General features: G+C 36.7%; 15 protein-coding genes. 4 read left to right on the forward strand and 11 right to left on the reverse strand.

Annotation, left to right across the window (positions count from 1 at the left end):
• Positions 1 to 10 precede the first annotated feature (10 nt).
• From IPI15_RS09675 to IPI15_RS09685, 3 genes are all read left to right on the forward strand, one after another.
• Entirely contained in the window at positions 11 to 235 is a 225-nt protein-coding gene (locus IPI15_RS09675; RefSeq protein ID WP_287402060.1) for a hypothetical protein, read from the forward strand.
• A complete protein-coding gene (locus tag IPI15_RS09680) occupies positions 232 to 705 on the forward strand; it encodes a nucleotidyltransferase (protein WP_287420022.1) in 474 nt (157 codons plus the stop codon). The genes IPI15_RS09675 and IPI15_RS09680 overlap by 4 nt, the downstream gene beginning before the upstream one ends.
• A gap of 322 nt (positions 706 to 1,027) precedes the next feature.
• A complete protein-coding gene (locus IPI15_RS09685; RefSeq protein WP_287420023.1) occupies positions 1,028 to 1,837 on the forward strand; it encodes a hypothetical protein in 810 nt (269 codons plus the stop codon).
• A gap of 169 nt (positions 1,838 to 2,006) precedes the next feature.
• Here IPI15_RS09685 and IPI15_RS09690 read toward each other — a convergent pair whose 3' ends face one another.
• From IPI15_RS09690 to IPI15_RS09740, 11 genes are all read right to left on the reverse strand, one after another.
• Positions 2,007 to 2,402 (reverse strand): hypothetical protein, encoded by a 396-nt coding sequence (locus IPI15_RS09690; RefSeq protein ID WP_287402066.1) that lies wholly within the window; start codon positions 2,400 to 2,402, stop codon positions 2,007 to 2,009.
• 14 nt (positions 2,403 to 2,416) lie between these two features.
• Positions 2,417 to 3,310, reverse strand: coding sequence for a transporter family protein (locus IPI15_RS09695; protein ID WP_287420025.1), 894 nt, complete (start codon positions 3,308 to 3,310; stop codon positions 2,417 to 2,419).
• A 162-nt stretch (positions 3,311 to 3,472) separates the two neighbouring features.
• Positions 3,473 to 3,856 (reverse strand): hypothetical protein, encoded by a 384-nt coding sequence (locus tag IPI15_RS09700; RefSeq protein WP_287420027.1) that lies wholly within the window; start codon positions 3,854 to 3,856, stop codon positions 3,473 to 3,475.
• Positions 3,857 to 4,138: 282 nt separating this feature from the next.
• Entirely contained in the window at positions 4,139 to 6,001 is a 1,863-nt protein-coding gene (locus tag IPI15_RS09705) for a DUF1501 domain-containing protein (RefSeq protein ID WP_287420028.1), read from the reverse strand.
• A 34-nt stretch (positions 6,002 to 6,035) separates the two neighbouring features.
• Complete coding sequence (locus tag IPI15_RS09710) at positions 6,036 to 7,733, reverse strand: DUF1800 domain-containing protein (RefSeq protein ID WP_287402071.1); 1,698 nt, start codon at positions 7,731 to 7,733, stop codon at positions 6,036 to 6,038.
• A gap of 584 nt (positions 7,734 to 8,317) precedes the next feature.
• Positions 8,318 to 9,136 carry a hypothetical protein gene (locus IPI15_RS09715; protein ID WP_287402073.1) on the reverse strand — a complete coding sequence of 273 codons (819 nt, stop codon included), beginning with the start codon at positions 9,134 to 9,136 and terminating at the stop codon, positions 8,318 to 8,320.
• Positions 9,136 to 10,023 (reverse strand): DUF6175 family protein, encoded by an 888-nt coding sequence (locus IPI15_RS09720; RefSeq protein ID WP_287402074.1) that lies wholly within the window; start codon positions 10,021 to 10,023, stop codon positions 9,136 to 9,138. The genes IPI15_RS09715 and IPI15_RS09720 overlap by 1 nt, the downstream gene beginning before the upstream one ends.
• 23 nt (positions 10,024 to 10,046) lie before the next feature.
• Positions 10,047 to 10,496: a hypothetical protein gene (locus tag IPI15_RS09725; RefSeq protein WP_287402076.1), complete on the reverse strand. Its 450-nt coding sequence runs from the start codon at positions 10,494 to 10,496 to the stop codon at positions 10,047 to 10,049.
• Positions 10,493 to 12,157: a hypothetical protein gene (locus IPI15_RS09730; RefSeq protein WP_287420029.1), complete on the reverse strand. Its 1,665-nt coding sequence runs from the start codon at positions 12,155 to 12,157 to the stop codon at positions 10,493 to 10,495. The genes IPI15_RS09725 and IPI15_RS09730 overlap by 4 nt, the downstream gene beginning before the upstream one ends.
• On the reverse strand, positions 12,158 to 13,000 hold the full coding sequence (locus tag IPI15_RS09735; RefSeq protein WP_287420030.1) for a hypothetical protein: 843 nt from the start codon (positions 12,998 to 13,000) through the stop codon (positions 12,158 to 12,160).
• A 198-nt stretch (positions 13,001 to 13,198) separates the two neighbouring features.
• The gene (locus tag IPI15_RS09740; RefSeq protein ID WP_287402080.1) at positions 13,199 to 13,429 is read right to left on the reverse strand and encodes a hypothetical protein; all 231 of its coding nucleotides are present in this window, start codon (positions 13,427 to 13,429) and stop codon (positions 13,199 to 13,201) included.
• Positions 13,430 to 14,185: 756 nt separating this feature from the next.
• Here IPI15_RS09740 and IPI15_RS09745 point away from each other — a divergent pair.
• Entirely contained in the window at positions 14,186 to 18,817 is a 4,632-nt protein-coding gene (locus IPI15_RS09745) for an NIDO-like domain-containing protein (protein WP_287420032.1), read from the forward strand.
• Positions 18,818 to 19,002: the final 185 nt, after the last annotated feature.

Here is a 19,002-nt window from a genome sequence, read left to right on the forward strand (position 1 = left end):
ATTGCATTATATGATGAAAGAACCAAATGATAATAATATAGCAAAAACTAAATTAAGATTTTATTCTAGTTTTGAAGAGGCCGATGAAGACAATATTAAGAGGATTTTACTTCAGGAACCTCTTGAACGCATTAGAGAAACTGTAGAATTAATATTACGTGTCTATAACACAGACCATGAGCAGTTAAAAAAAAGAGGAGGTTATAGAACATTCAAAATAAGCTTTACAGAATGAATTTATTTATAGATAAACATATTGAAATTATAAAGCAACTTCTTTCATCGGATGTAGATTTCATTATCATTGGAGGGTATTCTGTAATATTTCACGGGTATAAAAGAACTACTGGTGACCTTGATATCTGGTTAAAACCAGATAATTTAAATAGAGATAAATTTATACACATTCTTAGAAATAACAATTTTGAAGATGGTCAAATTGATGCATTATCTGAGCTAGATTTTTCAAATCATTTACTAATTTCAATGGGTGAGGAGCCGGAAAAAATTGATTTTATAACTATCATAAATTCAGTCTCTTTTGAGGAGGCCAATTCCATGAAAATATTTGCTGAGTTTGAGGGATTGAAAATTCCATTCTTGCATTTAAATCATTTAATTTTATCTAAAATGAATACAGGAAGATCAAAAGACAAAACAGATATCGAAGAACTTCAAAGAATTAAAAATATAAGTAATAAATAAACTCCAAAACATCACACCTAAGTGGCCCCCTTTAAACCGGAATCATTGGACCCCTTTGTCCGGAATATTTAATAGACAAGGCACTTTATGTTTTCACAACGGAATAATCTTTAATGCGAATTGCTTTTTATAATGTTCTTTGATGATACTGTTGTTACGGTCCAAAGTTAAAAAAATGCAAAATCAATTCACAAATGTTTAGCCAAATGAAATTGAAAATTGGGAGTTGTTACTGATCCAAAGTAATAAAAAATCAAAACCCTTATTAAGATGGTTTTTAAATTTTTTGCCTAATTTTATCTTTTTATATTGAAACAACATTATGATACTTTATAGATCAATTGGGACTTGCCTATACTGTAATGAGACATTAGGTCAAAAAGAATTAAAGACTCATTTAAACAAACATATTGCCGTCTTAGACGAGGATAAAAATACTAATGATAAACTTTCATTTCTCATCAAAGTAACCGGTGAATATAAAGATGATCCTCACTTTTTGTACCTGTTGGTGGATGGTGATACAGAATTTGACCTTTTAGATTCGTTTTTACGGGAGATTTGGCTTGAATGCTGCGGACATATGAGCTCTTTTTCACTAAATAAAAAGGATATTTCACAATTTAATTTTGATAAATACTTGGACTTGGATAGTAATGCAAATGAGGAGGATGAAGATGGCGACGATGATTATTACGGATCTTCTGATTTATTTCCGGGAGAAATTCCTTTCAATGTACCAGTTAAAGATGTTTTGATAAAAGGAAGAAAATTATCTTACACATATGATTATGGTTCTACGACATCGCTAAACATCATCACAGAATATGTTTATAAGGCGGAACGAAAGGAATTCATTGAATTACTTTCAAGAAACAAGGATTTTAATTACAGGTGCGATGTTTGTAAGGAAACAGCATTTCTGATTTGCACTTTCCATAGTTATAGTGACCAAGGATTATTCTGCATGAAGTGCGCCAAAAAGCATAAAAAAACATGTAGCGATTTCAGTGATTTTGAAATGCCCATTGTAAATTCTCCTAGAATGGGTGTTTGCGCTTATTCTGGCGGATCTATTGACACTAAGGGTGATGGACCTTGGCAGGGAAAATATGAAATGGAAGAAGAATAATCCAGAATTGTCAGGTTTTATTTGCAATACTTAGTCAAGTCTTTCATGAAATGCTTATATTGGAAAGTACAATAATTTCCATTGATCTCAATAAAAAAAAGAGAATTAAATTCCGTATAAGAATTTAATCCTCTTTATTTTTTAATAATATTTTTACGAAATTTTATTCTTAATTCGCATTTATTTTCACCACCTTTTCAGCTGTATTGCCCTCATGATCTATGGCTACTTTGAAAGTAATAGCCAATTGTCGTGGCGAAACTACATTGTTGACAAGAAATGTATCAAATGCCACACTATTGCCATGCACATGGTCACTTGAGGTAAATATAGTACTACCATTGCTTAGATCCTTTCCAGTCAACTCATAACCATGTAAGGATGCAGTGCCAGTGGCAGTGCCATGCATAAATATTGTATCTCCGTTAGCATATTCCTGATTTTCCACCGGACTATGGATGTCGAAAGTTACTTTATTTTCTACTTCGTGGTCTTCTTCATCTTTGGTGCAACTAATGATGGAAATAGAAACTAATATCAGAAGTATATATTTTAAATTATTCATGTTTTATTATTTTTTTAAAAGTTATAAATTAATGTTGTGGAGAAGTTTTCTTTTAATCGAACATTTCCGTCTGTCATATGCTGTGATACAGGAAGCTGCACATTGAATCCAAGAGCCATCCTTTTATAATAAAAATCAGCACTTAGAGATGCATTTACACTATTGCCACCAGTGCCATATATCTCCCCTTCTACATCACTATCAGGAGCAGCATACTGATAGTTGAGTCCTGCCGCAGGTAGAATAGAAATGTTTTTCCATTCCTGCCAGAAGAATAATTTCATTCCTACATGTGAACGGTCTCCAAACTGGAAATCGTTTTTGTTTTTCAGATTGAAAGTATAGTTGCCTTCTGTATTAAGCCCGATCTTATCCCTGCGAATGGTATAGATCAGGTTAATAGGAATTGCAAAGGCACCCGTTCCGGGTTGCACATTCATGATGATGCTGCCATCACGCTCAGGGATGTCATACCTTCCTGTCGGTATTTTTATACCGCCACCTGCCTGTAATGCATGTTTCCACGATTTTTCTTCCGTCTCTACAGTATTGATCAGGATATAATTAGCCATAAGGCTGATATCACCTAGCCCCGAATAACTATTCCTTTGGCCTTCTTCGAGTTTGATCGTTCGTTGGTATGGAACAAAATAGAACAGTTGAAGGTGCTTCACCGGATTCCATCTGCCCCAGATCTCTGCATTATAATAGTATTCCGTACTATACTCCGGAAGCTGAGATGCAAAAAGTGGAGGATGTTCTGAATCAAAACTTCTGTATTGCGCCCTCAATCCGATAAAATTACCGGAAAACTGTGGTAAAATACCGAAAGAACGCGCAGTTAGTCCGCAACCACATATGTCGCAGCTTAGAGCCATCGTTGAGTAAAAACTTAGCCCTATGATCATTAAATATTTAATCACCTTAGAATTTGTTTATCAGTTTAGACTTATTATATAGGTGGGTTTATGCTCTTTTTTCAGATGCAACTTTCTATAATAATTAAAACTGTATGAAAGAATTGTAACCGTATAACATTCGAAGCAACTAAAAAGCTTCGTGTAAGTATATTAAGCGATGGGAGGCTTAATTAATACGTCATTAAATGAAATTGAATGATGGGTTGAAGTAAAATAAATAGGATTTCTTGTTTTTTCTAAAGACATAAAAGACGCAGTTCGAATATCTTGATAATTATCAAAAACATCCACACCCATCTTCATAATAATGGTCAGTTGACCTTTGTTTGATTCCTGATCCTGGTGATCATATTTGTTTATTACTTTTATTAAAACACACTTTCCGCTGCACATTAGTGACTCATCAAAGCGATTCTCACATTGAGTGGCGGAGATCATAACACGATTCTCCTGCCACCAAGTGACGATAGTCAGCTTAACTCCAATAGGGCTTAAGAGCAGTAAAGAAAGAAATATAGAAATCGCTATTTTCACGGCGCAAAGATAGCTGTTTCTTGTAAGATTAGTGGAGTTATTTATTGATTTAAGATGATTATTTTAAGAAGGCATTTGATTCTGATCTATGCTTGTTAATAAAGTCGGACCAGGAGGATAATAGCAGTCCGTTGGTTAAAACCAGCGGCAACTTATTTGACTTGAATTTCAATCATTTTATAAATGAAAATGCTCTTCGGAAAGTCTTTTTGCTACTCTCCGAAACGCTAATTATTTTGATTATAAATTTATGAAACTCTTATTATAGAATTACAATTAAATTTAATTCAATACTGTTAATTTCTGCTGATATTTTTCACCATATCTATCCACGATAAATACGATATATTGTCCACTTACATAGTTATTTAAACTTAACCGGTAGATACTTCCTGAGAAATCATCCCAACGAAGTTTTAGCAGCTGTAGGTTATTACCTTTAATATCGGTCACCTCTACAGTATAAATATTCGAAGTGTCTTTATCATTTAGTCTGATATTGAACCAATCCTTTGCAGGATTAGGATAGATGCTCAAGTCGATACCTCTGACCTGTAGTTTTTCGAGATTGGAGTATTCGATTTTACCATCATTTTCTACCATTTTTACCCTGTAATAATGTAGTCTTCCTTGAGGATATTTGTATAAAAACTGGTATTCATATTTATTATCCACTCCTTCAAATACTTTTTCTTCTTTGATATCATCAAACAAAAATCCATCAGAACTGTGCTGCAAAACAAATTTTTGAACACCAACAGGATTTTTAGCATACCATGAGAGTGAATGATATCCAGCTTTGACAGTTTCTGCCTTCAGTCTTAACACCTCCACAGAAAGTGGTGGCAATAAACAGTCGTCTGCCACATTTGGATTGACTAATGGTAAGGTCGACCATGTCTCATCGAATACTGCGTTGATCTCCGCTGCCGGAGCACAGAACCAATCCTTGAGCAATGTGGTATAAACCTGCCTGTAATCAAATTGCATGGTTACATTGGTATTTGAATTTACTACTGTCGGTATTACAGGATTACTGCCGACTATGCCACCATTTACATTACTACCGAATAGCAACGTTGGCGCTGCTATTCCATGGTCCGTACCTAATGAATCATTTGATTTGACCCTTCGGCCAAATTCACTGAAAGTCATGCCTAAGACCCGCTTGTCAATTTGAAGAAATGAGAGATCTTTCTGGAAGGCATCTACTGCTTTGGAAAATTTCTCTAAAATATTTGGCATTGTTCCTGTGGTGGGATCTGTAGTATTTATTTGATTAGAATGTGTATCAAAGCCATTAAGTGTAACCAAATACAACCTTGTTTTCAAACCACCTTTGATGAGACGTGCCACGATCTTAAGGTGATCAGCCAGTGTGTTGGAAGATGGATAACCTGTATATTGCTGTGTAACATTGTTGGATGCAGTTTGAATCGCAGTAGCATAGGCATTGGCTGACAGTGCGACCTGCCTGATATATGTTAGTTCATCACCATAATAAGTATCCGGAGCAGAATCCTGGATTCCATTGATGAGATTGTAAAAACTACTAGTATTTTCTAATGAATAACCCAGGACGCCATCATTGCCCCAGAAGACTTGGGATACACTATTGCCTATCTGAATGGCAAGTGGATCGGTCATACTTGGATTTGGGTATCCATTGGGAGCTCCAGGATATTCGTTTTCAAGGTAACGTCCTGACCAACCGGTGTTCAAAACTTCACCGCTATCCGAACCTGACATCCATATATCTGTTGACCTGAAATGAGAAAAATTCTGATTGGCGTAGGCGACTGACTGCACGATAGAGACCTTGCCTTCATCATACATATTTCTAAATTCTGCCATTTTGGGATGCAGACCGGTGGCGTTGTTTCCATTCAATCCAAGAATTGAGGACTCCGGGATGATGATATTACTACGTGCATTGGCAAGATTGGTATATTGATCTCTTGGGAATACCATATTAAGACCATCGCAACCTCCGGCGAACTGTATCATGACGAGTACTCTATCTGTTTCTACAGCCGGTAGCATATTCAAGAGTGATTTGCTGGTGAGGGCATGCATAGAAAGGCCGGGAATAATAGCAGGTATACTTACTATAGGTAATGATTTTATAAAACTTCTTCTTTTCATTTTCGACAGGACTTTTAATAGATTATAAAAAAAATTACATCAGCTGGTATTCCGGCATGCTCATGATGTATTTGTAAAGATTGGTCAGTCTGGTATTGACTATGTTGAGGTATGTCGGATTGCTTGGAGCACTGATATAGTTGGCCCAGGCTGTTGTCCAGTAGTTGTCAGTTGTTTGTCCTGTCAAAAGAAAATCTTTGAGGAAAGTCTTTATTGTTGCAGAAAGATCTTCCCTAAGCATGATGTCTATGACTTCTTGTATGAGTGCATTCGGATCTCCCGGATTGGAAAGCGTCGCTGTAAAATTGAGAATGTACAATTTCATCGAGTATCCCTGCACCGTATAACCAGTAGAAGCCATTTTATCTGAAAACTTATTCCGTTTCTGAAGCGTATTGGCACTTATCCAGATGCGATGAAATGCCGGAGACTGATAGTATGGATTCCATCCTGCCACATTCGGTGGGTTAGTGATTTCCTGATCTTGCAGAATTGCCTCCGTCCTTATTCGATTGAATACTTCATAATACTGAGCTACCTGACTTGTGGGTGGTAGAGGCATTGAAAATTCTCTGCACATTCCGACAAGATAATCCACAGGGCTTTTGATCATTCCACCATTAGCCAATACGTCATAAAAATGTTGACTCTTGAATAAAGTTTTGAGCACAGGTGCGATCTCATAATTACCGTTTTTAAACATGGTAGCTAGAGGTACGATCACATTATTTTCTATTGTAGCATCAATGTTGTAGTGAACGAAAAATCGATATATTTCTCTACAAATAAATCTTGCTGTCTCATCTCTTGCGAAAATCATCGTTAATAAAGCGTCTATCTCAGCGAGTGCCGCAGCCTCCGTGGCGCCACCTGTGATGACGGTTCCACCATAAAAACCGGGAAAAGTCTTATTGTTAGTGTCATGTTTAGACGGATCAAAGTAATAAACATCACTTGGGGGATTGGTACTAATAGTTCTGAAACCTGTTAGTACTTTGGCAGCTTGCTGCACATCAGATTCTGAGTAACCTGCCCCTACACCTAGTGTAAACAATTCTTGTAGTTCCCTGGCGTAGTTTTCATCCGGAGATGTTTTGGTGTTGTAATGACCATTGAGGTAACGTAGCATTTGAGGATCCAATGTTGCTTTTTTGACTAGATCCTTGTAGTTTCCAAGACAATTTTCACGGTAAGTCTTTACGTTAATGTACATCCAACGAGCTTTTTCCACTGCTTCGAAGGAGGTAACAAGCAAGTTGTGAAAAAATAGCGTCATTTTTTCAACGATGGATTGATTTTGGTTGAACATCTGAGAATGCCACCAATTATTCAGGGAGGAATTCCGGCTATATTCCAAATCGCCAAAGTTGGCATTGACCCATGTCTGACCTGCAGGAACATCAGGATCATTTTGATTATATGCTTGGGTATAGTTGTTGAGAGGAGGATCAGGTTGAACAATTAGTGGTGATATTAGTATATCGACAGCTTGTGTTATTGTCATGTTGGCGAAAAAATCAACGTCTGACTTTTTAGCACCGAACATAGTTCGTTTAACTAGATGGCGGACTTGTTTCTTTGTCCATGGGCCGCTGTATTGTGCAAGGCCAGATGTTGGCGTTGGTGACATCTGCAAAGCAAGAAGATTGTCGAGTTCATCCAACTTCTGCTGATTGGGATGATTCGCTACTTCTTTGATAGATTGTGGAAAAAGGCGCTCTCGTAGTGACATAGCACATGATTTATTAAATGAAAGTATAATATGATCCAAGGCAATACACCTGAATCAAAACCGGTCAAAATTAAAAGTGTGTGTAGAGTGCAACCAAACTGCTGCCAATGAATGCTAATAATGCTTAGGTAAGATCAAATTTTCTTTGATTATCTTATCGTCAAATGTACACAATATATTGAAGTAAAAAAGTTTTCAGACTAAAAATACAGTAAAACCATTAGAAAATGAATTATATCTAAATAGTTATGAATGAGTGAGTTGTGGGGAGGAGATGAATAATGAATAATGAACAATGAATAATGAGAGTGGGCATTTGTGCCAGTAAGGTTCTGCAGGCGATAAGCGGAATATTGGATGTTGGATGCTGGATTTTGAATGAAGAGTGGACGGAGCTTCTTGAATTTATATGAAGGCGATTATTGATGATTGCAATGTGAAAAGGGTAGGAGTTAGAGAGTGAGAAGGAGTGGTAATTTAGCAGTTATAGACATCCTAAAATCTTCGCGTTCAATAGCCCTTGACTTTAGTCAGGGAGAAAAGAAAATCAGAAGTCAGAAGTCAGAAGTCAGAAAAAAAATCACCTATTTCGAAAAATTATTAATATAAATATTCAATTTCTCCTGCATGCCGGATTGAAATTTTACAGTTTTATCCTGACCAATTTTCTTCGCAAGTTTCAAGGCTTCGGCTGCACATGGTGATGTGCCGGGGATATTTATTAATCTTGCCACGATTCTGTTGGCGTCATATGTTTTACTTTCCACGGAGATGTTCATTTTTCTAAGTGTTTCTGTGCATTCCAACAATTCTTGCTTCTTTGTTATTTCAGTTATTTTCTTTTGAGCTGCTTCATAACACTTGCTTCTCTTTGGAATGTATTTTAGACTTGCAGATTGAACATATAATTTATCGTCCGGGTAAGTTTTGGACATTACCTGCTCACAATTTTGTACATACTTTTCATTGAGAATTGCATTTATTGAATCAAGCTGAGCGGGAAAATTCTTTGCGTTATTTGCGAATTTATTCCAGGCATCCTGCATCGCTTCCAACTGACTGGGACCCTTACCTTTTATGATTCTTTCTGAGGTATACTTTTCATCTCCGTAATTAGAATAAAAATTGGTCGTGTACTTATAATCATAGTAATAAATTGATTCCATCCCTTCTATTACTCTATTGCCAATCTCATTAAATCTAACATCAAGTTTTAAAGAACTATGGCCATGAAAATTAAAGACTTTTGAAAAGGACGGCATATAGTTATTTTTTCCACCGTGCTGACCATTATTGATAACACTTAGTGCAAGGGTAAATTTATTTTCATCCACTTCATCCTGAGCAAATAAAAAATTCAACGAAAAAAATAACAATCCTGCGGACAGTATGAGATGCTTCATTACTTAGATTTAATTGAAATGACAATATTGTTACCATTGTATGTGGTACTGGTCGTAAGGCCTACATTGTTTAAATATTTTCTAAAATCACCTGCGAATTTTGAAAGTCTGAAATTATTTCCTTCATCATCTCTAAGTGGAACCTTAACAATATCGAAGAAAAGTTTGGTCGATGTAATACCCTGGATGTGGTAATAATTTTTGAATGAATGAGCCTGGATCCATGTTTCAATTGCTTCAGATAATAGGTCACCATCTTTTCCTACCTCGGATTCGAAATTGAATTTTGATCCTTCTTCAATTCCAATATTCATCGTCACTGTTCTTCCATTGCTTACGATGTCATTGAATTTTGAGTTTATGGTATTTAGGAAATTTTCAATTTCTTTTTCAAGTGCTTTTTGAACTAATTGATCAAAATTGTCCGTATAGAATTTCTGTGAAGTGGATACTTTATTTGCAAATGATTCACCTGAAAAAGCATCATATGCTGTCATGATCACCGTTGCACTATTTCCTGTGGACGACTTGTCTTTTGTGGCTTCCACTTCGACATATATATCTGCACCGGAATTGCGGATCACATCGTCTTTGTCAGACTCTTCCTGGCCATCCTGAAGCGCTGCGGTATTGGCTGATTGCTTTAATTTTCCTCTTAGATCAATGGTGTTTACTCCTCTGGAATCAAATCCTTCTTTAACCTTGGTTACTGCTATCCGGACCAACTCGTTTTTTTCATAAGCATCTCTCAATTGCACACCTTTCGGTGCAAAAGGAATGACCATGATTGTTGGTTGGATATTTTTATTCATATCTGCCTGCACTTCATTTTGTGCATGAAGCAAATTCACAAAAGAAAATATAATTAAAAATGCAATTATTCTCATGAGTTTTATTTAATTAATTTGGATTAAATTCCGAACTTTCTGATTAATCCCTGACTTTCCAGGTCTTTTCTTAAAGCAGACAGGTCAATTGTAATCAATTGCGTGATGGCAGTTATGCCTTTTTGATTGTTAGAATTAAGTGTAGATGATTTTACAATATATTTGACGTAATTACTATTAATTAATTGGTCAAATTCAGCCTTGTGCTTGGACATGAATGTACCTTCATTTTCGATGAGTGGGGTACGCAAATTGCAATCAGGAATTCCTTTAAATAGTATATTCTCAAAAGCATTTCTTTCGGCGAAATATACAGCACCTGATAAGTCTGAAGCTCTTGCAGTCGATCTCAGTGTAATAACTGATGAAGTAAAATTTTCGCATTCAACTTCGCCAGTCCTGGTGAATTGTAATTTTTTAGCAGGAGCACAGGAAATTAAAAAAGTAATTATTACAAGATAAATTATTCTCATTTCAGACCATTTAATTTTCCAAGCTTACTATTCATGTTGTCTATTTTTCCAAAAATTCCAACTTTTTCTGAAAGTCGGACTACGACTTTTTTACCCGCTTTAATCGCTTCATATATTTCTTTGTCTCCATCTTTCACTTCTCTTCTCTCTGTCCTTCCTTTCGCATCATCAAAGGCTTCATTAGTGGCTTTTAACTCCCCGATCTTAGTTCTTCTTTCTAATTCTTTGCCATTTACCTTTTCTACATTTACTGAAAATACTTCAAGTTTTTCGACATGCGTAAATCCAAGTGGAGAGTACAATAACAATTCCTGAGCTTTTCCTTTCTTTTCCTTCGTGATCGTAATTACTTCAATGTTTAATTTTAAAGCATCTAACAATGAATTATAAACCACAGGGTAGCGGTCATCTGCATTGAACGAGCCAACGACGCTGCCATTTTCAACATTGGAAACTTCGATTTTTTCTTTACTGGCTGTCAAAAGGTAATTAAGACCTTGTTCTTTTACTTCAAATTTATCATTGATGAATTGCTCTGATTTATATTTCTCTCTAAATTTCCCAATCAATTCTTTGTTGCTGATGTCGTAAAGTTTAACTCCACTCATCTTATTAAAATACAATTCCATCGTTGCGTTGAAATCCGGATCCGGTGTGTTTACACCAAGATTCATTACATTTTTTTGATCAACGATCTTATCACCATAGCCTTGACTTCCGATCTCATAATACAATTGTTTGCCAGCTGCAATAGCTTCAGCAGCGTCCTTGCCACTCTGGAAAGGTGCACGGCTGAAAATAATGGATCCGTCTTTTTCTGTATTCCCTACAAACAAACTTACCATCGTGGAATAGATGTAATTATTTAAGGTGTCCAATGTAAATACTGATGTATAAGCAGCTACGTAATTGGATCCTTTTCTCTCAGGTATTATTTTGAATTTATTTAATTTTTCCTTTGAAACTTCAGGATTCTGGACTTTAGAATAGCTTTCATCCAATAAGTGCAATTGTTCATTGACGAAGTAACGGTTGATCACTTCACCTTTTTGTTTGAAGAAACCTTCCATCTTAGGGCTATGCTCCAGTATCAATTTATCATACAAAGCTGCATATCTTTTTGGATCTTTAGTCTTAACTGCGTCAGGATTACCTCCGAACAAAGCCTTCCAATTTGTTATATTTATTCTGCTTTTAAATGGTGTAAAATGATCTTCCTCCAGTTTCAAAGTTGCCTTTGAATTTTGAACGATCTGTGACGTTTCCAGGTCAGTTGTCTTAGAACGTACCAATATATTTGGATTTAATTGAAAGAATACTCCGGTTACATTTTTATTTGTATCCAAACTCACCAAAATATTCGGTTTGTAAGTTTCCAATAGATCGTAACTGAATTGTCTCAGATATTTAGCTGTCTTTTCTTCCTTATTGCCATTCAATTGAGGAAGATAAGTAAGTTCTTTTTCAACATTGTAATTGTAAAAATACAGGTCGTAGCCATAGTTTTTACCAAGTTCGGTGATCAGATTTTTATTTACTTCTTGCCAAGCTGGCCCACCGTGGGCTTTTGTGAAGACGTAGGCTACACTTTTATCCTGTGCCACTAATGACAATGTGAAAGAAAGGATCAATATGAAAATGAATGTAAATTTAGTGTTCATTTAGTTTTTTGGTATTAGTTTACAATTGAGTTGTTTTCCGGCATTCATGCGTTTTGAAACTTCTTCACCGCCTTCCATGATCTCCACCACAGAAAAATTATCGTCTTCGACTAGCAGGATTTCTGCCATGCCGACTTTTTCATTTCTTTTAAGGGTCTTATCTCCCAGTTTCTCTTCTACTGTTTCGAAGATTTCCATTTTATATCCTTTTCGGACGTTTTGGTTTTTGCCGACAGCGACGAGTACTTCTCTTGCTTTATCGCCTTTAGATTTTAATATCCGAACTAAAGGAATTTGAATGCCGAAACATTTATCATTAAGAGATTGAATGAGGACTGAAGAATAATAGTTAATCGCTCTGGCACCTTTACCTTTGATATCCGTCTCGGCTTTGCAGAAGACTGTTCCGCCCTCTACTTCATAGACGATGACAGATACGGAGTTAGTTGCAGCCAAATATTTTGGCATCATAATATAATCCATCCCTTCCTGCTTGCCTTGATTAATAGTATAACCATCCATGAAGGTTTCATTTTTCTGCCTTTCCAGTTCTTCGTTAATTACTTTTTGGTTGCGTTTGTCGATAATGACAAAGTCCGGATTTCCTGAATAGGCATATATAAGTTGGCTGGAAAGGGAAGACAAGCTGTTAAAATCTTCTGTATTTAGGCCGAGACCTGCTGCCACTGCATTGTTTTTAGCAGTATAGTCCTTGAGGTCTATTTCGTATATTCCGAGCCGTTTTGGAGTGGACTGTCCATTCGTGTGGAAATGTATTCCAAAACAAAAACAAAAAATAAATATATATATGCTACTTGAAATGAGCGATTTGTATTGAATCATTTGTTAATAAGTGTTAATAAAGAGTTTAAGGGCCGCAAATGTAACATAAAAAAGTTTGGAAAGGGCCTTTCGGTTCTTTATGACCAATATTTTAACATTTGAATGTTGTAGCTGGATTTGATCAATATTTATATTTAGAAAAACGCAGCCACAGAATTGAAAACATATATAGAGGATTTACGAAAATAACCATCGATGTTAAGTTGCTTTAACCAGGAATTTTTCCTTTAAGTCAATTCTTATCCAAAGGATCTCAATAAAATAATGTGTGCAATAAGCACCAGGGATAGCAGCGGGCACGACCGACGCAGGAGGGATGTAAAGCGGATAGTCCGGTCCGCAGGAGGTGCCGTAAATGTGTGATGTATGATGTTTGATGTTTTTTATAAGGAGATAAGCTTTATTAAATGTGTCATTCAATTTCCTCACTTGAAAGTTTTATCGGGTACTCAAGGTCACGAGTTAAAAACTCGCGCCAGCCTACAAAAAACTCACATCAGCCTGCGTTAAAAACTCGCGCCCAATGTCATTAAACTAAGGCCATATGTTCATTCAAAATATCTCAGTGCGCTGCACCTTGAAGCAACCTTAATACGAATTCTATAAAGATTGTGGTGCGCTGCACCTTGAAGAAAAGCAAAGGTGCAGCGCACGGGAATATTTATAGAAATAAATTTGATAGCTTGTCAGGTGCAGCGCACCGAAATATTGTCTGCAATAGATTATTGATTTTAATTGCTTAACTTAATGACATTGAACTCGCGCCAACCTACATAAAAACCCGCGCCATCATACTTTAAAAACTTGGACCATCATTCGTTAAAAGCCCGCTTCACCTTCCCTTAAAAACTTATATCAGCTTTCAATAGAAATTTTTGCATCATTCAATAAAAATTCAAATTATTGACCTCGAAAGTACGAAGTTGGCAAAACTCAATTCCCACAATACTTCACATACGATATATTTATATTATATATATACTTGTAAATAAATTATTTATACTTTGCGAAAATATATCATATAAAACACATTAGAAATAATTGTAATGTGTACCTTTGATTTTCGAAAGGATAAAAAGTGCATGTTTTATTCTTTCTGCCTCCCTCAACAGTAAAAAGAAAAATATCAGAAACGGTGTATCCGCTTCTGTATTCATATTTTTTAATCAACAATATTTCAGTCTTATGAAGAACACTACAATTTTTAGCTTCCCCGTGAAGCCACAAGACGGTTATCGAAAGTATTTTTTCAATCGGTATGCTATCTTTTTATTACTACTCATGTGCTCCCTGGCATCGCCCAAGGCAGCTTTCAGTCAGTATTACAATGTTAACACAGGATGCAGCAACGTGCCGTACAATGATATTTCATTGACAGGTACAGCATTAACGCTCAATCCTGACAATATTACAGCTGATTCTAAATTGCCTTTCGATTTTCAATTTTTCGGGCAAAATTATGTACAGCCTGATATAAAGGTTAGCACACATGGCTACATAATTTGGAACACAAATACCGGACTATTGGCGATTGATAATCAATCACTTCCTATTACAGATACAGATCTAATTCCTGGTGGAGGAATATTTCCAATGTGGGATTACATGGGTTATTATATAGCACCTGGTACAGGATTACAAACTAAGATTGATGGTATAGCACCAAACAGAACATTTACAGTTCAATGGACTAATTTATCTAAGTTTCTAGTTCCATTTGCAGTGAGTACAGGAACTGTAGGCTTCCAGGTCGTATTCTATGAAAGCACTAATGTGATAAAATACATATATAATGACACCTATTTTGGTGACACTTACGAAGAAGGTAGCGAAGGTAACAACGGTGCCAGTGCTACCATAGGATTACAAAAAGGTAATGCTCCGGGTAGTTATTATCAAACTTCTTACAACAACTCTATATTGCTTGAGAATACTCAATGCGTATCCTACACACCTTCACAGACAACTAATGGCTGCACAATGGCTTGTAGCACAAGTAATATAAGTATTCCGGCAAATTGTCAGACATCTTTGCTCGCGGAAGACTTTCTTACTTCTGCCAATAACTGTGCCACTTCTTACATCATCCAATTGCTTGCTACTGAGACTGGACCTATCCTCGAACAGGGAGTAGATTCATTAATAGCTGATGGTATAGATATCAATAATGTTCCTTATCCATTGGTAGGGCAAACCTATGTAATCAAGATCATTGAAAATCTGACTTCCGGTTCTCCAAACATGTGTTGGAACTATCATAATTTTGAAGATTATCTACCTCCGGTCATTAACTGCCGCAATGCAGACACAGTAATTTGTTATGAACCTGCTGTATTGTATTCTTTAGAAGGAATTTCTGATTGCTCAGGTGCTATTACTGCACATGTGATCGATTCAGTCTATACACCTTATACATGTGAAGATGATGACTTTCTATTGGGTCGCATCATCAGATCTTATTATCTGGAAGATGAATCAGGTAACCAAAGTGCTGTTTGTAATGATACTTTATACCTAGCACCTCCTTCTTTGGATAGCGTGGTATTTCCACTAAGCGTACTTGACTTAAGTTGCAGCGTTCCTTTTGCAGAAGATGCTGATGGACATCCGTCCCCTAGTCAGACTGGATATCCAGTGATAGGTGATGCGAGAATTCCAATATATGTCAATAATCTATCCCTTGTATGTAATATTACTGCATCTTATCATGACAATGTCGTGCCTGCCGGATGCAATACTAAGTACATGCGTACATGGACTGTCTACTATTGGAGTTGTGACGGTGAACAGGAACTTAACTACCTGCAGACCATCATGGTCAATGATCTGACGCCTCCTGTAGTCACCGCTCCTGCAGATGTTACGATTGCAGCCGGGCCTAACTGCTCAGCGAGCTACTTAATTCCACCTGCCAGCATTGTCGATGACTGCGGTCATTTAGGTACTACTGTCGTGACACATCCAAATGGTGTGACTCCACAAAACGGTGGATTTACGATCAATAATGTACCAGTTGGTATCTACAACATTATATACAGCGTCAATGACGGATGTGGACATATATCCAGAGACACCATGGTATTGACTATACAAGATCTAATATCTCCTGCAGCTATCTGCAAAAATGCTATTGTATCTCTTGACAATACAGGAAATGGAAGAATGTTTGCTTCTTCAATCAACAACGGTTCTCACGATAATGGTTGTGGAGGTGTGACTATAAAAGTGAAAAGAATGTTACCTGATTGCAATGGTTTGCCAAACCAATCAGATGTATTCGCTGATTATATCGACTTCTACTGCTGCGATGTGGCTAACAATCCTATCATGGTCATCCTGGAGGTGACAGATGCAGGTGGTCTGAAAAGCACTTGTATGGCAGAAGTGACTGTACAAAATAAAAATAATCCGATCGTAGCTGCTACATTGCCGAATATCATAGTTCCGTGTGGTACAGTATATGACGTGAATAAACTTTATCTGACCTTTGGCAAATATGTAATAAGCCAGGCTGCCAGAGATTCTATTATAATAGACGGCGTCTATAAAGGTCTTGATGGTTTGATCACCGGAGTATGTGACGCTAATATAGTGGAATTAACACCTGAGGTAAACATTGGAACATGTGGCTTTGGCACGATCATAAGAAAGTTCAGCTACTCAGGTAATGGCAATACGCCTATCATCATCTTCCAAAATATTACGATTAATTCAGCTGGAGTAGAATTAAAAGCAAGTGATTTCATTGCACCATTGGATTATACTTCTACTAATGACGCTTGTGATCCGGGTGATATCATCGATCTAGGTCCGCTTTATGAGCCAAGATTGAAACCGGGTGTTGAAGGTTGTTATAACTTAATGACTAATTCTGAGGATCAGGTTTTTGCAGGACAGGGAGGAGCATGCTTCAAAATCGTCAGAACATGGACTATCCTTGACTGGTGCCTTGCTGAGGCAAAAGGACTTGCTTATGCTCAGGAACATGCTATACATTTTGTGCACTCCATCGTCATCATGAATACGACTAAGCCAACTTTTGCACCACATGCAGATCAGGCAGAAACAACTTTGATCTGCGATGGAAAAGAAGTTACAGTGACTACATCTGCTACAGATGATTGTCCATCAAACTATCTTGTATATAACTGGCAAATTGACTATAATTTCAACAATGTTAATGCTACATGGGATGCATCAGGCAATGGTAATTCATTCACAAGATTCATGCCTATAGGTCATCACAGAGTTCATTTCGCTGTAGTAGATGGTTGTGGAAACTTGACGGATCAATTCTTCTTCGTGAATGTGGTCAATAATAAGCAACCTACACCGCTTTATAAAAATTTGGTTGTAGACCTAATGGCCAATTTGACAGTGGCAATACCGGCTAGATTGTTCAATGCAGGTTCTACTGGTGCATGTCCAGGTAGCACTCCGCTTAGATTTTCTTACACGAGTAATCCTGCGGATAGTATAAAAATATTTGACTGTTCATTCGGTGTCGATGTGCCGTTTGGTGTAAATATTTATGTAATTGACAATAATGGCTTAGTTGATTTTGCGACTCCAAGTCTTACATTGAATGACAACATTGTTCAGTGTCCTGACAACATAACGCTTATCTCAGGTAGAATCGTTACTGAAGGTGCACAAGGTATCCCTCAGGTAGATGTGAATGCTCAGGCTAGTATGATGAAGCAAACTGACTCTAATGGTGAGTATAGATTTAATAATGTACAATCAGGTACCACATACAGCATAGAACCATCTGATGATAAAGATCCGCTTAATGGTGTCACTACAGGTGATATTATTAAGATTCAGAACCATATTCTGAATAAGAAAGTATTGGATTCTCCTTACAAGTTGATTGCAGCCGATGTCAGTGAAGATAAGCAACTATCAGTTTCAGACATCGTCATGATCAGAAGATTGATCCTAGCTAAGATCGACCAGTTTAGCTCAGGTAAGAGCTGGAAGTTTATCGATGAATCTTATACATTCCCGAATCCTGCAAACCCTTTGAATGCTGATTACCCGCAATCAATAGATGCAGCAACAACCGGTATAAAGAACGATGTTAACTTCATCGGTATAAAAATGGGTGATGTAAACGGGGACTTTACATTAAGTCTTGATGGTGGAAGTTTAGAAGTGAGAGAGAAAGCTTCACTTACGATGGAAGATATCTCAATGGTTCCGGGTCAAACGTACAATGTGGCCATCAGCAATGATGATCTTAATAAGATCGCAGGTATTCAGGCAGCTTTTGAACTTAGCGCAGGGGTAAGACTTGAAGGAATCTCAAGTAATTTATTCACAGTAAGCAATGAAAATTATTCATTGAATGGTAATAGATTAATGTTGAGTATCGCGGATATGAGAAATAACGAAGCTAGTAAAGAAGTATTTACCTTCGAATTGAGTGTGGATAAACCGATGAAGCTTTCTGAAGCTATCAGCCAGAATACTGAAGCTACTTTAAAGTCAGAGATTTATAATGAAGTTGGTGATGGTACTGCTTTTGAAATCAAATTCACCGGCAATAAATCAGGCTTAATTGTAGAGCAGAACGTACCGAATCCATTTACTGATCATACACAAATCTCTTTCATATTAGATCAGGAAGATCTTGTGACATTGAAAGTATATGATATCAACGGAAGAATCTTGAAATCTTCGAAAGGAAATTACGCTAAAGGCAGAAACACTATTTCAATCATTAACAATGAATTGGATGCCAATGGAGTATTATTCTATGAATTGACCACTGCACAAGGTTCAGTGACCAAGAAGATGATCAAATTAAAATAATTGTAGTTTAAGTTTTTCTAAGTCGGACTGTAAACCGTGCTTGTGCAAAAAGCCTGGAAGATTTCTTCCGGGCTTTTTTTATATCTGTTATCAGATTCTAGATTCTAGAGTCTAGCATCTATTTCACGTGTTTAGTGCATTATTCCACTTTTTTCATACTTTTGCATGCCTTAAAGACAAATATT

This window comes from Candidatus Brachybacter algidus (assembly GCF_016707225.1).
Lineage (GTDB): Bacteria > Bacteroidota > Bacteroidia > Chitinophagales > Saprospiraceae > Parvibacillus > Parvibacillus algidus.

Coding starts and splice junctions, on each gene's coding strand:
- IPI15_RS09675 (WP_287402060.1), top strand. CDS start 11: ATGATGAAAGAACCAAATGATAATAATATAGCAAAAACTAAATTAAGA.
- IPI15_RS09680 (WP_287420022.1), top strand. CDS start 232: ATGAATTTATTTATAGATAAACATATTGAAATTATAAAGCAACTTCTT.
- IPI15_RS09685 (WP_287420023.1), top strand. CDS start 1,028: ATGATACTTTATAGATCAATTGGGACTTGCCTATACTGTAATGAGACA.
- IPI15_RS09690 (WP_287402066.1), bottom strand. CDS start 2,402: ATGAATAATTTAAAATATATACTTCTGATATTAGTTTCTATTTCCATC.
- IPI15_RS09695 (WP_287420025.1), bottom strand. CDS start 3,310: ATGATCATAGGGCTAAGTTTTTACTCAACGATGGCTCTAAGCTGCGAC.
- IPI15_RS09705 (WP_287420028.1), bottom strand. CDS start 6,001: ATGAAAAGAAGAAGTTTTATAAAATCATTACCTATAGTAAGTATACCT.
- IPI15_RS09710 (WP_287402071.1), bottom strand. CDS start 7,733: ATGTCACTACGAGAGCGCCTTTTTCCACAATCTATCAAAGAAGTAGCG.
- IPI15_RS09715 (WP_287402073.1), bottom strand. CDS start 9,136: ATGAAGCATCTCATACTGTCCGCAGGATTGTTATTTTTTTCGTTGAAT.
- IPI15_RS09720 (WP_287402074.1), bottom strand. CDS start 10,023: ATGAGAATAATTGCATTTTTAATTATATTTTCTTTTGTGAATTTGCTT.
- IPI15_RS09725 (WP_287402076.1), bottom strand. CDS start 10,496: ATGAGAATAATTTATCTTGTAATAATTACTTTTTTAATTTCCTGTGCT.
- IPI15_RS09730 (WP_287420029.1), bottom strand. CDS start 12,157: ATGAACACTAAATTTACATTCATTTTCATATTGATCCTTTCTTTCACA.
- IPI15_RS09735 (WP_287420030.1), bottom strand. CDS start 13,000: ATGATTCAATACAAATCGCTCATTTCAAGTAGCATATATATATTTATT.
- IPI15_RS09745 (WP_287420032.1), top strand. CDS start 14,186: ATGAAGAACACTACAATTTTTAGCTTCCCCGTGAAGCCACAAGACGGT.